This window comes from Pseudoalteromonas piscicida (assembly GCF_002208135.1).
GTDB lineage: Bacteria > Pseudomonadota > Gammaproteobacteria > Enterobacterales > Alteromonadaceae > Pseudoalteromonas > Pseudoalteromonas piscicida_A.
In genome coordinates, this window is the sequence record NZ_CP021646.1 from 1,642,981 (window position 1) to 1,661,403 (window position 18,423).

Genomic DNA, 18,423 nt, shown 5'->3' on the forward strand with positions numbered 1-18,423 from the left:
GATTATTCTCCTTGCTCGCTCACAGACACCGGCATTCCTGGGAAGAAGATCCTCGCCATTCCTTCAACAATGACAGGTTGTCCTTCTTTTAAGCCTTCGCGAATAACCCACATATTCTCATTATTAAGCTTGACCCATTCACCAACTTTGACCGGTGCGGGTAGGGCAACGGTTGCACCTTGTTCATTTTCGGTGGCAATGTACACAAATTTACCTGTACCGTTGTCTAGTACCGCTCTTTGCGGAACTACAATGGCGTTATTACGTACTGCACCAGAGAGCTTAACTCGGACAAACTGACCAGGTCTTAGCTCGCCGTTTTCGTTAGGAATACGTGCTTGTAATTCACTAGTACCTGTGAAGCGGTTTACACGAACGTCGCTAAAGTTTACTTTACCGACTTGTCCATATAGTGAACCGTCTTGCAGAATAATCGTGGTATCAAATTCATTATGAGCTGGTAATGACAATGAGCCGTTTTCTACATCTTGGCGCATTGTTAGTTGCTCACGCTCTGAAAAGCCAAATCGAGCACGAATAGTGCTGATGTCGGTAAGCTCAGTTAAAAGCACACTGGGACCTGAAACATAACTGCCTTCAGACATCAACTCACGCCCCACAATGCCTGAAACCGGCGCTTCAACTTTGGCATATTCCAGGTCCAGCTTGGCTTCACTCAATGCTACTTTCGCAGATTCTAAATTCGCAACCGCAATGTCGTAGGCAGATACTGAATTATCAAAGTCGCGTTTTGATACTGAACGCTCGTTTTTCAAGCGCTCAAGCCGCTCACTTTCGCGCTTAGTTTGATCAACGTTTGCTTTTGCTGCTTGAAGTGCTGCTTGTGCTTTATCTACCGCTAATTCAAAAGGCTTAAGCTCGATAGTAAATAGTGAATGACCAGCTTTCACAAACTGACCTTCCTCAAAGTTGCGAGATTCGATAATCCCAGAAACTCGAGAGCGAATTTCTACTTCTTTATCACCCGCGAGCGTTGCCGGAAGTTCGATATCGAATGGCACTGATTGAGTAGTTACTTGTTGCACACTCACTTGTGCAGGTGGCATTGCATGGCCGCCTTGCTGTGGTGCTTCTGAACACGCTGACAAAGTGCCTAGCGTGAGCATTAAAAAAGATAGGTGTTTAACACGACTGCGTATTGATGCTGGATACATGAACACTCCAATTCCTATATTATCATTTTATGCTGCCCCGGCTTTAGCGGGGAACTACCTTGCAATTTGCCTTTAATAACGCACACTCGACTGGATGCAATCAGACAAGCGACTTCATTTCATACCTTAACCACACCAAAGTAAAGGCAATTTGTTCGACAATTAAACAAGTAAACGGTAGTGTATACTTAAAGAAATAAAAGGTAAACGGTTGCGTGTACTTTTCTTAAATTTAGGTATACGATCATGTGTACTTTTTATTAACGACTTTATTGATTAAAATAAAGGGAATGTTGATTTATTACGAAGAGGACTTATCTCTAAATAACATAGAGAAATCGTTCTTGGTATGCAACTGACCATGTGAGTAGCAGCTATCGATGGCTCGCTATTCCCACCATTAATTAAAGACAGAATAAGTAGATGACGCAACTTTCACCAAAACAGCAGTCAATTTTATGTGCAGCGATAGAAGAGTTCGCTCAAAAAGGCTTGCAGGCGACGACGATGGAGTCGATCAGTCAATCTGCGGAGGTATCTAAGCGCACGTTATACAAACATTACTCGACCAAAGACGAGCTCTTTGATGCCGTTGTTGAGCTGTTAATTGAGCGGATTAAGCCGATAACTGCTATACAATTTATCCCAAACTATGACTTTTCAGTGCAACTGCAGCACCTTGCGAAAAGTGCAATGACTTTGTTGAATGACGAGGATTACATGCGTTTGTCGCGCATTGTGATGATTGAATCAATGCGCAGTTTTGAGCAAGCACAGAACCTAAATGAGAAGTTTAGTCACTGTGAGGCCGCGATGATCCAATGGTTCGAAGATGCGGCGAATTCGGGGTGCCTTGGTAGTTTTGATGCGGATTTTTCCGCGGCGTACTTCTGGGGAGCGCTGAAAAAGCTAGGCTATTGGGAGCGCGCGATAAAATGGCAAGCTCCACTTCCAGAAGCAGAGCTTGATATCTTGGTTGAAAAGGCGGTAGCGCTATTTTGTAATGGCGTTACTCAACACCAATAAATCCACCGGTTTGATGCGACCAAAGCTTGGCGTAAATACCACCTAAGGCTAGCAAGGATTGATGGCTTCCTTCTTCAACTATCCGACCTTCATCCATCACGATTAGTCTGTCCATTTGTGCGATCGTAGATAATCTATGGGCAATCGCAATAACGGTTTTACCTTCCATCAGTGCATCTAAGCTCTCTTGGATCGCTTGTTCAACCTCTGAATCCAAAGCAGATGTGGCTTCGTCTAAAATTAAAATTGGCGCATTTTTTAACAAGACACGAGCAATGGCGATACGTTGGCGTTGACCACCTGATAGTTTCACACCGCGTTCACCAACTTGTGCGTCAAAGGCGGTATTACCATGACTATCTTCTAAGTCTTGGATAAAGTCGTAAGCCTGTGCTTCCTTTGTTGCTGCAATTAGCTCGTCCTCAGATGCATCAGGGCGGCCATAAAGGATATTGTCGCGAACGCTGCGATGGAGCAAAGAAGTATCTTGGGTCACCATGGCGATATGACGTCGTAAACTTTCTTGTTGGACCTTAGCGATATTTTGGCCATCAATTTCGATGCTGCCACCATCAGTATCATAGAATCTCAATAGTAAGTTCACTAAGGTCGATTTACCCGCACCAGAGCGGCCAACCACACCAATTTTTTCACCAGGTTTGATAAGTAGATTTAGATTGTCGATGACGTTATGTTGTCTCGCTGCATCTTTACGCTTATAAGCGAAGGTAGTGTTACAAAATTCGATTTTTCCGGCTTTAAAATCTAACTGTGGCGCTGTTTGTTGATCAACAATATCAAGCGGTCTAGAGAGCGTGTTCATGCCGTCTGCAACCGTACCAATATTTTCGAATAGACCGCTAATTTCCCACATTATCCACTGTGCCATACCATTTAGTCGTAAAGCTAAGCCTACCGTAATTGCTATTGCGCCAGCGGTTATGGCATTAAAAGACCATAAATAGATGGAAAGTGCCGCGACGGAAAAGACCAGCAGATAATTTAAGGCTTGAATACTCACGTTTAAGCTTGTAGCTAAGCGCATTTGCTTATATACAGGTTGAATAAATACATCCATGCTGTCTTTGGCATATTCCTCTTCTCGCTTGGTATAAGAGAAAAGCTTTACGGTTGAAATATTGGTATAGCTATCAACGATCCTCCCCGTCATTTCTGAGCGAGCATCAGCCTGTTCGCTAGAAACACGTTTTAATTTAGGAACAAAATAGAATTGGAAACAGATATAGCATCCAAGCCAAATAATCAGTGGGATCATCAAACGTAAATCACTGCTTGCAACAAGTGCGAGCATAGCGGTGAAATACACTAAAATATAAACCAGCACATCGAGTAGCTTCATGACTGACTCGCGCACAGCTAGGGCGGTTTGCATCACTTTAGTTGCAATGCGGCCAGCAAACTCGTCTTGATAAAATGTCATAGATTGTTTTAGCAAGTAACGGTGGGCTTGCCAGCGAATAGCCATTGGGTAGTTGCCCAATAAACTCTGATGTAAAATGGCGCTGTGGAAAAATACCAATAGCGGCAAGGCCACTAACGTGATCACAGACATTCTGATTAACTCAGTTTGTTTGGCTTCAAATAGAGTTTGTGGTGTATAAGTGGAGAGCCAGTCAACTAAATCACCCATAAAGCCAAACAATGTTACTTCTAAAATTGCGAGGACCGCAGCACTTAGCGACATAAATACTAAGGGTAATTCCATTCCTTTAGTATAGAAGCGACAAAAAGCCAACAGACCTTGTGGTGGCTGACCTACTTCTTGCTCGGGAAAGGGTTTGGTAAAGCGTTCAAAAACTCGATACATGGATAATCCCTAAATTTGTTCAGCTGCTAGTCTACCTTGATAGTATGAAATGCGCGAGTCACAGATTGGTGCTCAATTCGCACTAATTATTATAGCGGCTTTTGGTTTAGCAGTTTTTGTGTAATTAGCTCACCTGTGACAGCATTATAACTACTTAAAGTCAGTGGCGTAGAATAGTGTTTCAAATAAACCTGATCATATGGTTTTTCTACCGTTATTTTGTCGATTGGGACGAGTTTTTTACCTTCCTCGACAAAAAATGATAGCTCTAAGTAGCATGGAAAAACCTTTTTACATACACCGAGCGACTGCTTTTGCAGGTCAAATGTTGAAGAAAGCCAACTGGGCCTGTTATTGATTTTTGTGGTTTTGGGCCAGGTTACAGAAAGATCAAACTTTTCCGGATCTGAAGAATAGTGCTGAGATTGACTTGCTACGCGTGCAAGCAGCAGAGGAGTATTGCTACTCACTGATTTAACCTCAGATAAGCGCACCTGATCCACGGTAAGTGGGTTAATTTTTAATATCTGCTTGAGTTCACTCGCCAGCTGGTTTTGTTCATCTAGTTGAGAAAACCCTAAATGGACGAGTAATTTAGCATCGTGGTTGTTATTAAAGACTTTTTCTTTTAATTGTTCAGCCGCTGCTTTGGCTCTATCATTTTGTGAGTCGTGATCGTAACTAATAATCTCATAGCCAAGTGATTTGGCTTCAAATATTAAGCTAGCGTATGTGGCTTCCATGGTGTAAATCCCATGTTCGTATGTTGTAAAGCCATGTTTATTTATTTGCTGCTCAACGGCTGTCTGAGGGGTAAGCGCCTCTAATGCGAGGTAGCGGTAGCCTTGTACATATAAAGGCTTCAATAGGGCAATCGTTAGCGCTCTGTGTTTAGCATTGTGATACGCTTCGTTGACCATAGTAATACGCGTTTCAGTTGCCTTTTGCTCTATCACTTCTAGCGCAGGAACCAGCTGATAATCGTTCAGCAACATGTCCGGGTTGATGACCCCTGAGGTAAGTTTTTCTGCTTCAAAATAATTACCGACGATAGAATGGTAGGTTGCTGCATATTGAATGTTTGCTGAGCTGCTGTCTAGATGTCCTTTGATTGGTATTTGGTTTTCAAGTGACTGCGTGTTTTCAAACACACGTTTATCCGAGTTGACACTAAAGATTAACGAAGCTGGGCTAGTACTGGAGTTTGCTAAAGCATGCATTGATATCAGCAAACATGCGCAAAAAATAACGGCTTTTCCATATTGTTGAAGTAACACCTAAATCCACTCCTTGCGGTTTATTACGATAATATTAATAACATAAAAGCGAGTAGTGCTGAATAAAATCAAAGCGAAATTTTTACAAGGATTTTATATTTTGATTATTTAGAGAGGCGGGGAGTGGAAGAAAATAAAAAGGCCAGAAGGTATATCACTTCTGGCCACTGATATGATTATTCTTCTTTGCCGTATGTTTTACGAAGGATGTAAACATAGGCATTGATGAAAGCTTGCTCTTGAAATTTTTTCAACCCGGTGTCCTCATAGTCAACAGGGATCGGGTTTCTTTTTAATTGCTCTTTAACCTCGGTGCCTGATAGTAATTGTACATCAACACCTGGAATTAATTGGATTGCAGCTTCCATTTTAAAACCAGCTGCACTACCTGCGAATTTACCTTTGTGTGGGCGCTGACGGATGGCGATGGAATCGACGCCGTAATCTTCTACTAGTTTTGCAAAGTCGAATTGGAACTTGCGCATTTCATCAAGTTCGGTCCCTTGGTTGCTTAAAGTAAAGCGGCGCTGGCGGATGTCTCTGATATCAAAAACATCATCTTCTTTCGTTAGCATACAAAGCAGGGCTTCGCTGCCTGAAATTTCAACCCCAAGTGTTCTCATTTTCGTGTCCAGATTATGCAAAAATTGAATTATCTCACAGTGTTATTTCTATTGCTATCGCTGCATGGTCAGAATAGCAAATATCTTCGTCGGTGCGCTTTGGATCAAGGTGGGCATCGTAGCTGTAATAGTGTAAAGACTTCACTCTGGGCGCTTCTCGGTTGGGATTAAATTCTTTTGAACAGAGAATGTAATCAAGTACGTTGCCTTCACCTTGATAGTAATGGCTGGCAGGCTTTGCTTTGTGATTGTTATCGGCATAAAGAAAACTGTCGAACAAACCGACACTGTCGAATCCATTACTAGAAAGGACGGGAGGAAAAGCTTGCGTCATAAACGATAACGCGGGGCTGTCTAATGCATCATTGAAGTCGCCCATCACCAATGTTGCAGCTTGCTTCTCTCGTTGTGTCTTTAATGCATCGTAATAAATGATTGAAGCTTCGAGCGAACGTGATATCTGGGACTGCATCGTACCTACGGTTTCGTGAAGTAATGTCAGTAGCGGGTCATCTTGATTGGATTCACCAAGCATGTGGGCCATAGAATGGACTCGTTGAGATTTAAAATGAACTGCATAGCAAGCGAGTAAACCAAACCCAGGTATATCGAACTTACATTTTATCGGTGTACGATTGAATTTGAATTGATGTTGATTATTAAGGTATTCGAGTAATTCAGGGCAGGGCTCTAAAGGCGCAAAAGATTTAAACGGTAGTTTTGATGCGATAGCGACCACCGGTTTAAATAGTACCGATGGATAAACGAGATCAGGACTTGGCGCGTCTACCGTGGCAAAGTGGACGAGACCTAAGTCTTCGCACAGCATTTGTAAGCTATCAGGTGAGAAGACCTCTTGAAACACAATGACATCAGGATTTATATGCTGAATGAGCCCCGTGATGAACTGAGTTTTGGTTTGCCACTGTGTTTCATTATAGTGCTCATGAAGTTGATAAAAAGAATAAGGCGGTGCTGCAAAATTTAGTAGATTAAAGGTTGCAAACCGATAACGCTTTTTGGTCACGGATAATTCCAAAATAGTTTTTGTAAATTAATAGATTAATTTTAGCTCTAGGCTTGCACTTAGCCAAGTAACACGCGAGAATAGTGCTTCTTATTCGAAAGTCCTCGGATGAGCCGTGATAATTCGCGCAAGACAATGCTTATTCGTAAAAGCGTTGATAGGCACACTTTAAAATTAATTAAATACATGTGATGCATTGTAGGTGTCACCACTGTAAATAGGATTTATCATGCCAGTTATTACTCTCCCTGACGGCAGTCAGCGTATTTTTGAAAACCCTGTAACTACTCTAGAAGTCGCTCAAGACATTGGTCCTGGCCTTGCCAAAGCAACGATTGCTGGCCGTGTTAATGGCGTTCGTGTTGATGCTTGTGACCTCATTGAAAATGACTCAGCACTTGAAATCATTACCGCTAAAGACGATGACGGCCTTGAGATTATTCGCCACTCGTGTGCGCACTTGATTGGTCACGCTGTAAAACAATTGTTTCCAGAAGCAAAAATGGCGATTGGTCCTACCATCGATAACGGTTTCTATTACGATGTTGACCTAGAGCACTCGCTTACTCAAGAAGATCTTGAAGCAATTGAAAAGCGTATGTTGGAGTTGGCAAAGACCGACTATGACGTAGTGAAGAAAAAAGTGAGCTGGCAAGAAGCGCGCGATGCATTTGCAGCACGCGGTGAAACCTATAAGATGGAAATCCTAGACGAGAATATCGCTAAAGATGACCGCCCAGGTTTGTATCACCACGAAGAATATGTCGATATGTGTCGTGGTCCACACGTACCAAATATGAAGTTCTGTCACCACTTCAAAATTATGAAAGTGGCAGGCGCATACTGGCGTGGCAATTCAGAAAACAAGATGCTACAGCGTATCTATGGTACAGCGTGGGCTGACAAGAAGCAGCTAAAAGCGTATCTTAAACGTTTGGAAGAAGCCGAAAAGCGTGATCACCGTAAAATTGGTAAAGCACTCGATCTGTGGCACTGGCAAGAAGAAGCGCCCGGTATGGTATTCTGGCACAACGATGGTTGGAGTATTTATCGCGAGCTTGAAGATTTTGTTCGTGAAAAACTACGCGAATATCAGTACGAAGAAGTAAAAGGTCCTTTGATGATGGACCGAGGCTTGTGGGAAAAATCAGGTCACTGGGACAAGTATTCAGATGCCATGTTCACGACGGAGTCAGAGAAGCGTGAGTATGCTATTAAGCCGATGAACTGTCCAGGTCACGTACAGATCTTTAACCAAGGTCTAAAATCGTACCGTGATTTACCACTGCGTATGGCTGAGTTTGGTTGTTGTCACCGTAATGAGCCATCAGGCGCACTACATGGATTGATGCGCGTTCGTGGCTTTACTCAAGATGATGCGCATATCTTCTGTACAGAAGAGCAAATCATGGATGAAGTATCTGCCTGTATCAAAATGGTATATGACACGTACTCAACATTTGGTTTTGACAAGATCGTTGTAAAACTATCTACTCGTCCAGAAAAGCGCATTGGTGAAGACGAAATGTGGGATAAAGCCGAAGCTGCATTGGCTGAAGCGTTGAAAGCTAACGACATTGAGTTTGAATATCTACCTGGTGAAGGGGCGTTTTACGGTCCTAAGATTGAATTCACGCTGTATGACTGTTTAGAACGTGCGTGGCAATGTGGTACAGTACAATTAGACTTTGCACTACCTGGTCGCTTAGGTGCAACTTATGTTGCTGAAAACAATGAGCGTAAAACGCCCGTGATGATCCACCGCGCAATTCTAGGTTCACTGGAGCGGTTTATTGGTATTCTAACGGAAGAGTACGCTGGTCAATTCCCAACTTGGCTTGCGCCTAAGCAAGTTGTGATCATGAATATCACGGATAAACAAGCGGATTATGTCCACGAAGTTGTACAAAAGTTGAATAAACTTGGAATAAGAGCTTGTGCCGACTTGAGAAATGAGAAGATTGGTTTTAAAATCCGCGAGCATACTTTAAAACGTATACCTTATTTACTAGTGGTGGGTGACAAAGAAGTCGAGCAACAAGAAGTTGCGGTAAGAACCCGTACTGGTGAAGATTTAGGTAAATTCTCGATTGACGATTTCATCGTTAAAGTTAGCGAAGAGATTAAAAATCGACTATAAATATAAACTTGCGTGTACATTACTTTTTCTGGTGCACGCATTTACTTTTGAATTTTTTGGAGGAACGTACCATTAGAGGCGGCAAAAAAGGGCAAAATAACGCTCAGAAAAATCGTATTAACGAAGAGATTACAGCGAAAGAGGTTCGCTTAATTGACGCTGAAGGCGAGCAAGCTGGCATTGTCTCAACAAGAGACGCACAAAACATGGCGGAAGAAGCAGGTCTAGATCTGGTTGAGATCAGTCCAAACGCGGAACCTCCGGTTTGTAAAGTGATGGACTACGGTAAGTTCCTTTTTGAAAAAGCAAAAATCCAAAAAGAACAAAAGAAAAAGCAAAAGCAAATTCAGGTTAAGGAAGTCAAATTCCGTCCTGGTACTGATGTTGGTGATTACCAAGTTAAGCTACGTAGCCTTCGCAAGTTTCTTGAGGGTGGCGACAAAGCTAAAGTCACAATTCGCTTCCGTGGTCGTGAAATGGCGCACCAAGAAATTGGTATCGACCTGTTAAACCGTATCAAGACTGAGTTGGAAGATATCGCATCTGTTGAGTCTTTCCCGAAAAGAGTAGAAGGTCGTCAGATGATAATGATGATGGCACCTATTGCTAAAAAGTCTTAATCTCGGCATAATACGCATCGAATTTAACGCAGGTCTCAAGTGCTAACGCCACCTGCGTTATCCGGTTTTAAAGTAAGGTATTGAACCTTCACCGGTTTTAGGAAGTAAGCTAGGCCTACAAGTGAGTTTATCTCCGCCTACTTACATTGTGTTAAAGCAATATCATTCGGAGTTATTGCAAATGGCTTATAAGCTAAAATCACACAGAGGTGCTGCTAAGCGCTTCAAAAAGACTGCTTCTGGCGGTTACAAGCGTAAACAGTCGCATCTTCGTCACATTCTGACTAAGAAATCTTCAAAGCGTAAATTACACCTTCGTGCTAAGTCTATGGTTCATAAGAATGACCTAGGCCTAATCGATCGTATGTTACCATTCGCTTAATAGAGGATATCAGAAATGGCAAGAGTTAAACGCGGCGTAGTTGCACGTGCACGTCACAAAAAAGTATTAAAGCAAGCTAAAGGTTACTATGGAGCGCGTTCACGCGTTTACCGCGTAGCTTTCCAAGCGGTAACTAAAGCTGGTCAATATGCTTACCGTGACCGTCGTGCTAAGAAACGTACTTTCCGTCAACTATGGATTGCTCGTATCAACGCAGCTGCACGTCAAAATGGTCTTTCTTACAGCCGTTTCATCAATGGCCTTAAAAAGTCATCGATTGAAATCGATCGTAAGATCCTAGCTGATATCGCAGTATACGACCAAGTAGCTTTCGCAGCACTAGTTGCAAAAGCAAAAGATGGTCTAGCTGCTTAATAAGCAGAACTAGATTTAGTCTTAAGACTAAATCTGGTATTGAAAAGGAGCCTATGGCTCCTTTTTTAGTTTTACATTCAATATTTATTCTAACCGTTAGCGGTTTTTCATTAAGACTTTATCCAGCATCTTGCTACTCAATATTCGTTTCAAATATCCCATCAAATAGGTAGGAAACGTAACGTAATATCTCGGCTTTGCAGTTGTAGCATTCAGTGCGTGTTGCAGCGCTTTATAAACAGCTTCTGGTCCTAAGGTAAATTTTTGCGGAGCTTCTTCTGAACCTAAGCGGTTAAGCTGCGCCTGATACGCTTTGTGATGTGCGCTATTTTGGTGGTCGATATTAGCCAAAAAGGCGCGTTTCGCGTTTTCTCTAAATTTAGACACGATTGGACCTGGCTCTATTAGGCTAACTTGAATATTGCTACCCGAAAGCTCCATGCGTAGGGTGTCGGTAAGTCCTTCAAGTGCAAATTTGCTCGCATTATAGGCGCCACGATATGGCAGTGCGACTAATCCAAGCACGGATGAGTTATGAATAATACGGCCTGCGCCTTGCTTACGCATTTGCTCAACCGCAAGACAGGTGAGCGTATGCCAGCCAAAAAAGTTAACTTCGAATTGTTGCCGTAACACGTCTGTAGATAAGTCTTCTACCGCACCGGGTTGACCGTAGGCACCGTTATTAAATAGCGCGTCGAGCCGACCATTTGCGATTGCCAAAGCTTGGGAAAATCCCTCATGTATACTTTGCTCGCACGCCAAGTCTAGCAAAATACATTGGATGTCTGTGCCTTCAAATTTATTCAAGTCTTCTGCATTTCTAACTGAAGCAATAACTTGATATCCTGCTTTTGACAATTGCACAGCGCAGTAATAACCAATCCCGCTAGAACAACCCGTGATTAAAATTGATTTTTGTACGCTCATTTGATCCCTAAAGTTATGGTTATCTGCGATTAACTGCAAATTTTTGTTGAATCACCGCACATTGTAAGCCGATATCTAAAATATTGATATAATTGGCAGATAAAAGCAGAGGAATAGAGAAATATGATGAGTTCCAGCATTATTATGCTTACTGCAATGCTTGGTATGAATGGTCATTTACCACCCTTGATGGAGTGGCAGGGCAAAAGCGAACAACTATTACAACAACAGGGCCCATTAACGACTGACTTTGAACTAAGCGGCGCGATAGATTCTCCTAATTATGCAGACACGATGGCATTTGTTGATCGTCTAGTGGCCGCTAATCCGACTCAATTTAAGCTGGAGACTATTGGGTTTAGCAATAGTAATCGCGCAATTAAGATGATTGTTGCGACGGAGCAGGGCGGCGATAAGTCAAACGTTATTAACAATGGCAAGCCAACCATTTTAGTGCAAGCTGGTATTCATGCCGGGGAAATTGACGGTAAAGATGCCATGTTTATGATGCTGCGCGATATTGCAACCGGTAAGCGTCGTGATATTTTGACGAAAGTGAATTTACTCTTTATTCCTATTCTAAACGTAGATGGGCATGAAAGGCGCAGTGAGTTTAACCGTATAAATCAACGCGGACCGACCGTTATGGGCTTTAGAACCAATGCCAATAACTTAAATCTCAATCGTGATTACACTAAATTAGACACGCCGGGAGTTAAGGCGGTCATGCAGGTGATTAACGAATACAATCCGGATCTCTACATTGATGTCCATGTAACGGATGGCGCTGACTATCAATACGATGTCACTTATGGTTTTAACCCCACTTTTGCAAGTGAGTCTCCGGCGATAGCCGAGGTATTAGAGAATCAGATTTCGCCACAAATTAACGCAGCGCTTGCCGCTCAAGGACATATTCCAGGTCCACTCGTGTTTGTGATGGATAAGCGAGACTTTAAAAAAGGGCTAGCTGGTTGGGTGGCAACGCCGCGATTTTCAAATGGTTGGGGAGATTTAAAAGGGCTGCCGACCATATTGGTAGAAAATCACTCTTTGAAACCGTATAAGCAGCGTGTGCTAGGCACCTATGTTTTTATGGATGGTGTTATCAGTGGCCTTTCAAGCAATATTCAGGCACTACGAGAAGCCGTTCAAAAAGAGGCTGAATTTACACCTAAACAATTGGTTGTTGAACGCAGCTATGCAAAAGAGCCTGACTACGTTCAATTTAAAGGCATTAAATACAAGCAGTTTGAAAGCGCATTGTCTGGACATGTGGAAGCCAAGTATTTAGGCGAGCCACAAGACTATGATAAGTTGCCAATTTATTGGCAGAAGGAAGCAAAAACAACGGTTAATGTACCTGAGCAATTTTACATTCCACCGGCATACCCAGAAGTTGTCGAGAAGTTAAAGCTGCACGGAATAGTCGTTTCTAAACTACCGGACGGATCGGTACTAGAAAATGTAAGCCAAGCATCAGTAAAAGACTACAAGTTCGATATTGCTCCTTTTGAAGGGCGCTTTAGAGTGAATGCGACTTTTGATATTAATGAGTTAACAGACAAGGTCGACCTAAGTGGCTGGTATAAAGTCGCAACAGCGCAAAAATCTGGAGAGCTGGTGACTCACTTATTGCACCCAGAAGCACCTGACTCATTTTTTGCTTGGGGAGATTTCAACACTATTTTCCAACGTACAGAATATGTTGAAAATTATGCACTTGAACCTTTTGCGCGAAAAATGCTAAAACAAAATCCAGCTATGGCATTGGCTTTTGATAAAAAAATACGCGAAGACAAGCAGTTTGCAAACGATCCAAAAGCGAGGATGGAGTGGCTTTATGCAAGAACTCCATTTTATGATAATGCGTATCTTAAATATCCCATTTTGATGTCGTTTGGAGCGAATTAACAATGCAAGTGTTCACTATTCCAGTTACCCCGTTTATGCAAAATTGTCGTGTTATTGTATGCCCAGAAACACAGGCTGCAGCAATTGTAGACCCAGGTGGTGAACCGGAAAAAATTATTGCGCGGTTGAATGCGCAGGGAATAGTGCCAAGCATGATTTTGCTCACCCATGCACACCTCGATCATGTGGGGGCGAGTACAGCATTAAGTAAACATTTTAACATCGAGATTATTGGGCCTCATCAGGGCGACCAGTTTTGGTTGGAAGCCTTGCCAATGCAATCGCAAATGTTTGGTTTTCCTAATCATGCTGCTTTTTTACCAACTAAGTGGCTAAATGATGGTGATAACGTTAAAGTGGGAAACCTAGAACTCGAAGTCAGACATTGTCCAGGGCATACTCCGGGGCACGTGGTGTTTTATGAACCGAGCTCAAAGCAGGTCTTAGTGGGAGATGTGTTGTTCAAAGGCTCTGTTGGTAGGACCGACTTTCCAAAAGGCGATGCTGTTCAACTTAAACAGTCTATTGAAGATAAGCTGTTTACTTTACCTGATGAAGTAGTGGTGCATTCGGGACATGGTGAAAATACCTCAATTGGCTTCGAAAAGGCGACAAACCCTTTTATGAGTGGCCGATTTGGTTAAAATAGTGGAAGTGGCATAGTGGTGATGTGGATTTTTTAATTTGCTATGCTTCAGGGAATAACAATCAGCATCGGTTAAAAGACTGATGTGCTAATTAAACTAGAATAAATATGTCATTAAACCAAGTAGATCGCCAAATACTGGCATTGTTACAGCAAGACGCAAGTCTTTCTACCGCTGAAATCGCTGATCAAGTGGGACTATCTCAGTCACCTTGTTGGCGTCGCATCGCTAAATTAGAGCAAGACGGCTATATCAAAGGCAAAGTTGCATTGCTGGATGAGAAAAAACTCGGATTTGATATGTTGGTTTATGCGCATGTTAGACTCTCAAATCATGGCCGTAATAATCTTGCTGAATTTGAAAAACTGATTTTGAGCTATGACGAAGTGACAGAGTGCTACTCTATGGCAGGTACCATGGACTTTATGCTGCGTATCATTTCGAAAGGGATTGAAGGCTATGAGCAATTTGTTCGTGACAACTTACTAAATTTAGAGTTCGTACAGGAAGTTCACTCGAATGTTACGATGACTTGCGTCAAGCGCAGCACTTCCTTACCTCTTTAATACAATCGTTGCCCTGCTTTGTTGAGTAGGGCTTCCCGTCATCTTTTCACCATTGTTTTATACTACAATACAAGCCACTTTATTAAGCTATGTATCGCAAACGAGTTCGCAGAACAAGCTTGTATCTTATTTGTTAAAGGCGTTGATTTTTGCTAAAATCCGCCGCCTTTGTGTTCATAGTCAATTCACACCAGAGGATATTGATGTTTAATCTTATCAGCAAAGCACCTAGCTCTGCTAAAAACGATGTACTGTCTGGGCTTACGGTCGCTTTGGCACTTGTGCCTGAGGCTGTGGCTTTCGCTTTTGTTGCACAAGTGGACCCGTTAGTCGGTTTATACGCAGCATTTATTGTAGGTCTTGTGACTTCAATCTTTGGTGGTAGGCCAGGTATGATCTCCGGTGCAACGGGGGCGCTAGCCGTTGTAATGGTGAGCCTTGTTGTTGAGCATGGTGTAGAGTATCTCTTTGCAACAGTATTACTCATGGGCTTCTTACAAATACTCGCGGGTATATTTAAACTCGGCAAGTTTATACGTATGGTACCGCATCCAGTGATGTTAGGCTTTGTTAATGGCTTGGCTATCGTTATCTTCTTGGCCCAGCTTGGACAATTCAAAGTACTTGATGACCAGGGTAATCTTACGTGGATGCAAGGCGAGGCACTATACATTATGGCTGGCTTGGTGGCATTGACTATGGCCATCATTCACTTTTTACCAAAGCTAACAACCGCTGTACCTTCTAGCCTTGTGGCAATTTTAGTGGTAACCGGTATTGTTATTGGTTTAGATTTAGATGCTCGTAATGTACTTGATTATCTTAAAGATATGTCGGGTAATGCAGATGCAACAATTGCCGGTGGTTTTCCTGCTTTTCATATCCCAGAAGTGCCTTGGACATTTGAAACATTTAAAATCATCTTCCCATACGCGCTTATATTAGCAGCGATTGGCTTGATTGAATCCTTATTAACGCTCACGCTAATCGACGAAATCACCGAAACACGTGGTCACAGCAACCGTGAATGTATTGGACAAGGCGCAGCTAATGTCACGTGTGGTGTGTTTGGTGCGATGGGTGGTTGTGCAATGATTGGGCAATCAATGATTAATATTAATTCAGGTGGGCGTAGCCGTTTGTCAGGTATCACAGCGGCATTGTTACTACTAGTATTTATTCTATTTGCAGCAAGCCTTATTGAGATGATCCCGCTTGCGGCTTTAGTTGGTGTAATGTTTATGGTTGTATTAGGGACTTTTGAATGGTCAAGTTTTAGATTAATTAGAAAGATCCCTAAATCAGATGCCTTTGTAATTGTCTTGGTGTCGGGTGTTACCGTAATTACAGATTTGGCAATTGCGGTTTGTGTTGGTGTTATTGTTTCTGCACTCGTATTTGCGTGGGAGCACGCGAAACATATTTACACTAATAACTATATTGATGAGCAAGGCTCAAAAGTGTACGAATTACACGGGCCACTGTTTTTTGGTTCAGTGAAAAACTTTGCTGAGCTATTTGATGTTAATAACGACCCAGATGACATCATTGTCGAGTTTAAACATAGCCGTGTTGCCGATCACAGTGCAATTGAAGCGATCGATGCTTTAGCTGAACGTTATAAAAAGGCAGGCAAAACGTTACATCTTCGTCACTTAAGCCATGACTGTAAAGTATTGCTGAGCAAGGCTAAAGATCTAGTTGAGCTAGATGGCCAGGCAGATCCTACTTATAAAGTGGCGTCTGACAAACTTGCTTAATAGCGATAGTTTGAATAAATGAATATAAATTAACTGGTTAATTTATTTCGAAAAAAGGCACTGAGGTGCCTTTTTTATTTGCGGCAAGGTGTGTAAAAACTGAGACCACCAGCAGTGAATAGAGACGACATGCTGAGATATAATCCAGTTAAGATAGAAGAGGTATAATCATTTTGAAGTGGCAATCACTGGTTGATAACAGGCAGAGATTTTTCTGGGTATTACAAATAGCCGGTTGGCTGGGCTATGCGCTAGTTAACTATATTGGCTCAAAAGTCTTTGAAATGCGTGACATTTATGTGTTTGTCATCGCATTAAATGCCTATGCAGGTTGTTTGATGACTGTACCGCTACGATACCTCTATCGTAAAATTTGGAATGCAGCCCCTTTGGTGTTGATATTCGTTGTGTTTACGGCGTCATATGTTACTGGAACATTATGGGCGGTCGTTCAGAAGTTTAATCATTGGGAAATATATCGTCACGGCTATCGACCGGATGAGTGGTTTTATTACCTACAACAGGGGTTAGACTCTGTCTATATCATACTCTGTTGGAGTGGCCTGTACTTTGGTATTAAGTATTACCAGTTGTTGCAAAGCGAGCGTCAAAAGGCATTAAAAGCCAATACTATGGCTCATGAAGCGCAATTGAAAATGCTTCGTTATCAACTGAATCCGCATTTTCTGTTCAATACCCTTAATGCGATTTCGACGCTTATATTGGTTGAAGAAAACAAAGATGCGAATCAAATGGTCTCAAGGCTCAGTGATTTCTTGCGTCATACATTAAACACAGATCCGATAAAAAAGGTACCGCTTGAGCAAGAATTACATGCGTTAAAGCTGTACTTAGAAATTGAAAAGGTCCGTTTTGATGAACGCTTATCTATTGAGCTTGATGTAACAGAAGAAGCCGAACAGGCGTTAGTACCGAGCTTGATCTTACAACCACTCATTGAAAATAGCATTAAATACGCAATTGCCCATATGGAGCATGGCGGCAAAATTGAAATAAAAGCGCAGGTGTTTGCCAATGAACTACTCTTGGAAGTAGGAGACAATGGTCCTGGCACTGAGCTGGAACATGGACAACTGAAAAGTGCACAGGGAGTAGGTTTAGCGAATACCAAAGACCGTTTAAAAACCTTGTATGAAAACAACTATTCGTTTGTGCTCTCGGACAATGAGCCATCTGGTTTGAAGGTAAACATTCGCGTTCCATATGAAAGGGCGAAGAAGTAATGAGCAAAATTAGAACACTAATCGTAGATGATGAGCCGTTAGCGAGAAAGGGACTAGCGGTAAGGTTAAGAGATTTTTCTGAAATCGAAGTTGTAGAATTGTGTGGCAGTGGTCAACAAGCTATCGATCTATGTAAATCTAAGGACATAGATTTGGTCTTTCTCGATATTCAAATGCCGAACATGAATGGTTTTGAAGTGGCGAGAGCGTTGAGTGAAAGTGTTAAACCATTGCCTGCTATCGTATTTGTAACAGCGTTCGATCAATATGCTGTAAAAGCATTTGAGATACATGCGTTGGATTACATCTTAAAACCCGTTGATGACAACAGATTAAAACAGGCGGTGGAGAAAGTGCAAAGCTATTTAAAAACACAACAAGATAATGCGCATAAGAAAAAGCTAGCCAGCTTTGTTGCAGGGATCACTGGTAATAACTGTGAAGAAATCCTTAAAAAGCTTGCAACAGGAGACACGATTGAGGATAAAAAGTTTCCAGAGTCTCTCGCGGTAAAAGAGCAGGGTGAAATCATCCGAGTTTCTACATCGTCAATTCAGTGGATTGACGCAGCGGGTGACTACATGTGCTTACACTGTAGCGATGGTCAGACTCATATTTTACGTAAAACGATGAAAGACCTAGAACAAGAGTTGGATCCGACGTTATTTGTGCGCGTACATCGTTCTGCAATCGTTAATACTAAGCAGATCAGTAAACTAGTAACTCAAAGCAGTGGTGAGTATTTATTGGTGCTTGCGAATGGTCAAGAGCTTAAGGTCAGCCGTAGTTACCGTGACAAAGTAAAAGCTGCGCTTGCAAGCTAAAACACGCAGATAAAGCGAGTACAACCGCGAGCTAAAGTGAATTGCACCGTTTTTGGCCTACGGCG

17 protein-coding genes are annotated in these 18,423 nt (G+C 42.2%); 11 read left to right on the forward strand and 6 right to left on the reverse strand.

Annotation, left to right across the window (positions count from 1 at the left end; all coding sequences use genetic code 11):
* Positions 1 to 2: 2 nt before the first annotated feature.
* Positions 3 to 1,175 (reverse strand): efflux RND transporter periplasmic adaptor subunit, encoded by a 1,173-nt coding sequence (locus B1L02_RS07805; RefSeq protein ID WP_088530579.1) that lies wholly within the window; start codon positions 1,173 to 1,175, stop codon positions 3 to 5.
* A 423-nt stretch (positions 1,176 to 1,598) separates the two neighbouring features.
* Here B1L02_RS07805 and B1L02_RS07810 point away from each other — a divergent pair, with 423 nt between their 5' ends.
* Positions 1,599 to 2,201, forward strand: coding sequence for a TetR/AcrR family transcriptional regulator (locus B1L02_RS07810; protein ID WP_088530580.1), 603 nt, complete (start codon positions 1,599 to 1,601; stop codon positions 2,199 to 2,201).
* Here the strand turns inward: B1L02_RS07810 and B1L02_RS07815 are convergent.
* The 4 genes from B1L02_RS07815 to B1L02_RS07830 all read right to left on the reverse strand — a co-directional run bounded on the left by B1L02_RS07815 (position 2,185) and on the right by B1L02_RS07830 (position 6,956).
* The gene (locus B1L02_RS07815) at positions 2,185 to 4,029 is read right to left on the reverse strand and encodes an ABC transporter ATP-binding protein (RefSeq protein WP_088530581.1); all 1,845 of its coding nucleotides are present in this window, start codon (positions 4,027 to 4,029) and stop codon (positions 2,185 to 2,187) included. The genes B1L02_RS07810 and B1L02_RS07815 overlap by 17 nt on opposite strands.
* Positions 4,030 to 4,118: 89 nt before the next feature.
* The gene (locus B1L02_RS07820; protein WP_088530582.1) at positions 4,119 to 5,306 is read right to left on the reverse strand and encodes a hypothetical protein; all 1,188 of its coding nucleotides are present in this window, start codon (positions 5,304 to 5,306) and stop codon (positions 4,119 to 4,121) included.
* Positions 5,307 to 5,482: 176 nt separating this feature from the next.
* A complete protein-coding gene (locus B1L02_RS07825; RefSeq protein WP_088530583.1) occupies positions 5,483 to 5,929 on the reverse strand; it encodes a DUF3010 family protein in 447 nt (148 codons plus the stop codon).
* A 34-nt stretch (positions 5,930 to 5,963) separates the two neighbouring features.
* Complete coding sequence (locus B1L02_RS07830) at positions 5,964 to 6,956, reverse strand: endonuclease/exonuclease/phosphatase family protein (RefSeq protein WP_088530584.1); 993 nt, start codon at positions 6,954 to 6,956, stop codon at positions 5,964 to 5,966.
* 229 nt (positions 6,957 to 7,185) lie between these two features.
* On the opposite strand from B1L02_RS07830, the gene thrS reads away from it, so the two are divergent.
* The 4 genes from thrS to rplT all read left to right on the forward strand — a co-directional run bounded on the left by thrS (position 7,186) and on the right by rplT (position 10,473).
* Positions 7,186 to 9,096, forward strand: coding sequence for a threonine--tRNA ligase (gene thrS / locus B1L02_RS07835; protein ID WP_088530585.1), 1,911 nt, complete (start codon positions 7,186 to 7,188; stop codon positions 9,094 to 9,096).
* A 56-nt stretch (positions 9,097 to 9,152) separates the two neighbouring features.
* A complete protein-coding gene (gene infC / locus B1L02_RS07840) occupies positions 9,153 to 9,716 on the forward strand; it encodes a translation initiation factor IF-3 (RefSeq protein WP_088530586.1) in 564 nt (187 codons plus the stop codon).
* Between the two features lie 181 nt (positions 9,717 to 9,897).
* Positions 9,898 to 10,098 (forward strand): 50S ribosomal protein L35, encoded by a 201-nt coding sequence (rpmI, locus tag B1L02_RS07845; RefSeq protein WP_010604868.1) that lies wholly within the window; start codon positions 9,898 to 9,900, stop codon positions 10,096 to 10,098.
* Positions 10,099 to 10,113: 15 nt separating this feature from the next.
* Positions 10,114 to 10,473 (forward strand): 50S ribosomal protein L20, encoded by a 360-nt coding sequence (gene rplT, locus B1L02_RS07850; RefSeq protein WP_010376973.1) that lies wholly within the window; start codon positions 10,114 to 10,116, stop codon positions 10,471 to 10,473.
* A gap of 96 nt (positions 10,474 to 10,569) precedes the next feature.
* Here rplT and B1L02_RS07855 read toward each other — a convergent pair whose 3' ends face one another.
* Complete coding sequence (locus B1L02_RS07855) at positions 10,570 to 11,403, reverse strand: SDR family oxidoreductase (RefSeq protein WP_088530587.1); 834 nt, start codon at positions 11,401 to 11,403, stop codon at positions 10,570 to 10,572.
* Positions 11,404 to 11,526: 123 nt separating this feature from the next.
* Here B1L02_RS07855 and B1L02_RS07860 point away from each other — a divergent pair, with 123 nt between their 5' ends.
* The 6 genes from B1L02_RS07860 to B1L02_RS07885 all read left to right on the forward strand — a co-directional run bounded on the left by B1L02_RS07860 (position 11,527) and on the right by B1L02_RS07885 (position 18,358).
* Complete coding sequence (locus B1L02_RS07860) at positions 11,527 to 13,317, forward strand: M14 family metallopeptidase (protein WP_088530588.1); 1,791 nt, start codon at positions 11,527 to 11,529, stop codon at positions 13,315 to 13,317.
* Positions 13,318 to 13,319: 2 nt separating this feature from the next.
* Entirely contained in the window at positions 13,320 to 13,961 is a 642-nt protein-coding gene (locus tag B1L02_RS07865) for an MBL fold metallo-hydrolase (RefSeq protein WP_088530589.1), read from the forward strand.
* Between the two features lie 110 nt (positions 13,962 to 14,071).
* The gene (locus tag B1L02_RS07870; RefSeq protein WP_088530590.1) at positions 14,072 to 14,530 is read left to right on the forward strand and encodes an Lrp/AsnC family transcriptional regulator; all 459 of its coding nucleotides are present in this window, start codon (positions 14,072 to 14,074) and stop codon (positions 14,528 to 14,530) included.
* A gap of 203 nt (positions 14,531 to 14,733) precedes the next feature.
* Positions 14,734 to 16,290, forward strand: coding sequence for a SulP family inorganic anion transporter (locus B1L02_RS07875; protein ID WP_088530591.1), 1,557 nt, complete (start codon positions 14,734 to 14,736; stop codon positions 16,288 to 16,290).
* A 173-nt stretch (positions 16,291 to 16,463) separates the two neighbouring features.
* Positions 16,464 to 17,534 (forward strand): sensor histidine kinase, encoded by a 1,071-nt coding sequence (locus B1L02_RS07880; protein WP_088530592.1) that lies wholly within the window; start codon positions 16,464 to 16,466, stop codon positions 17,532 to 17,534.
* Positions 17,534 to 18,358, forward strand: a complete 825-nt coding sequence (locus B1L02_RS07885) for a LytR/AlgR family response regulator transcription factor (RefSeq protein ID WP_088530593.1) — start codon at positions 17,534 to 17,536, stop codon at positions 18,356 to 18,358. The genes B1L02_RS07880 and B1L02_RS07885 overlap by 1 nt, the downstream gene beginning before the upstream one ends.
* Positions 18,359 to 18,423 lie beyond the last annotated feature (65 nt).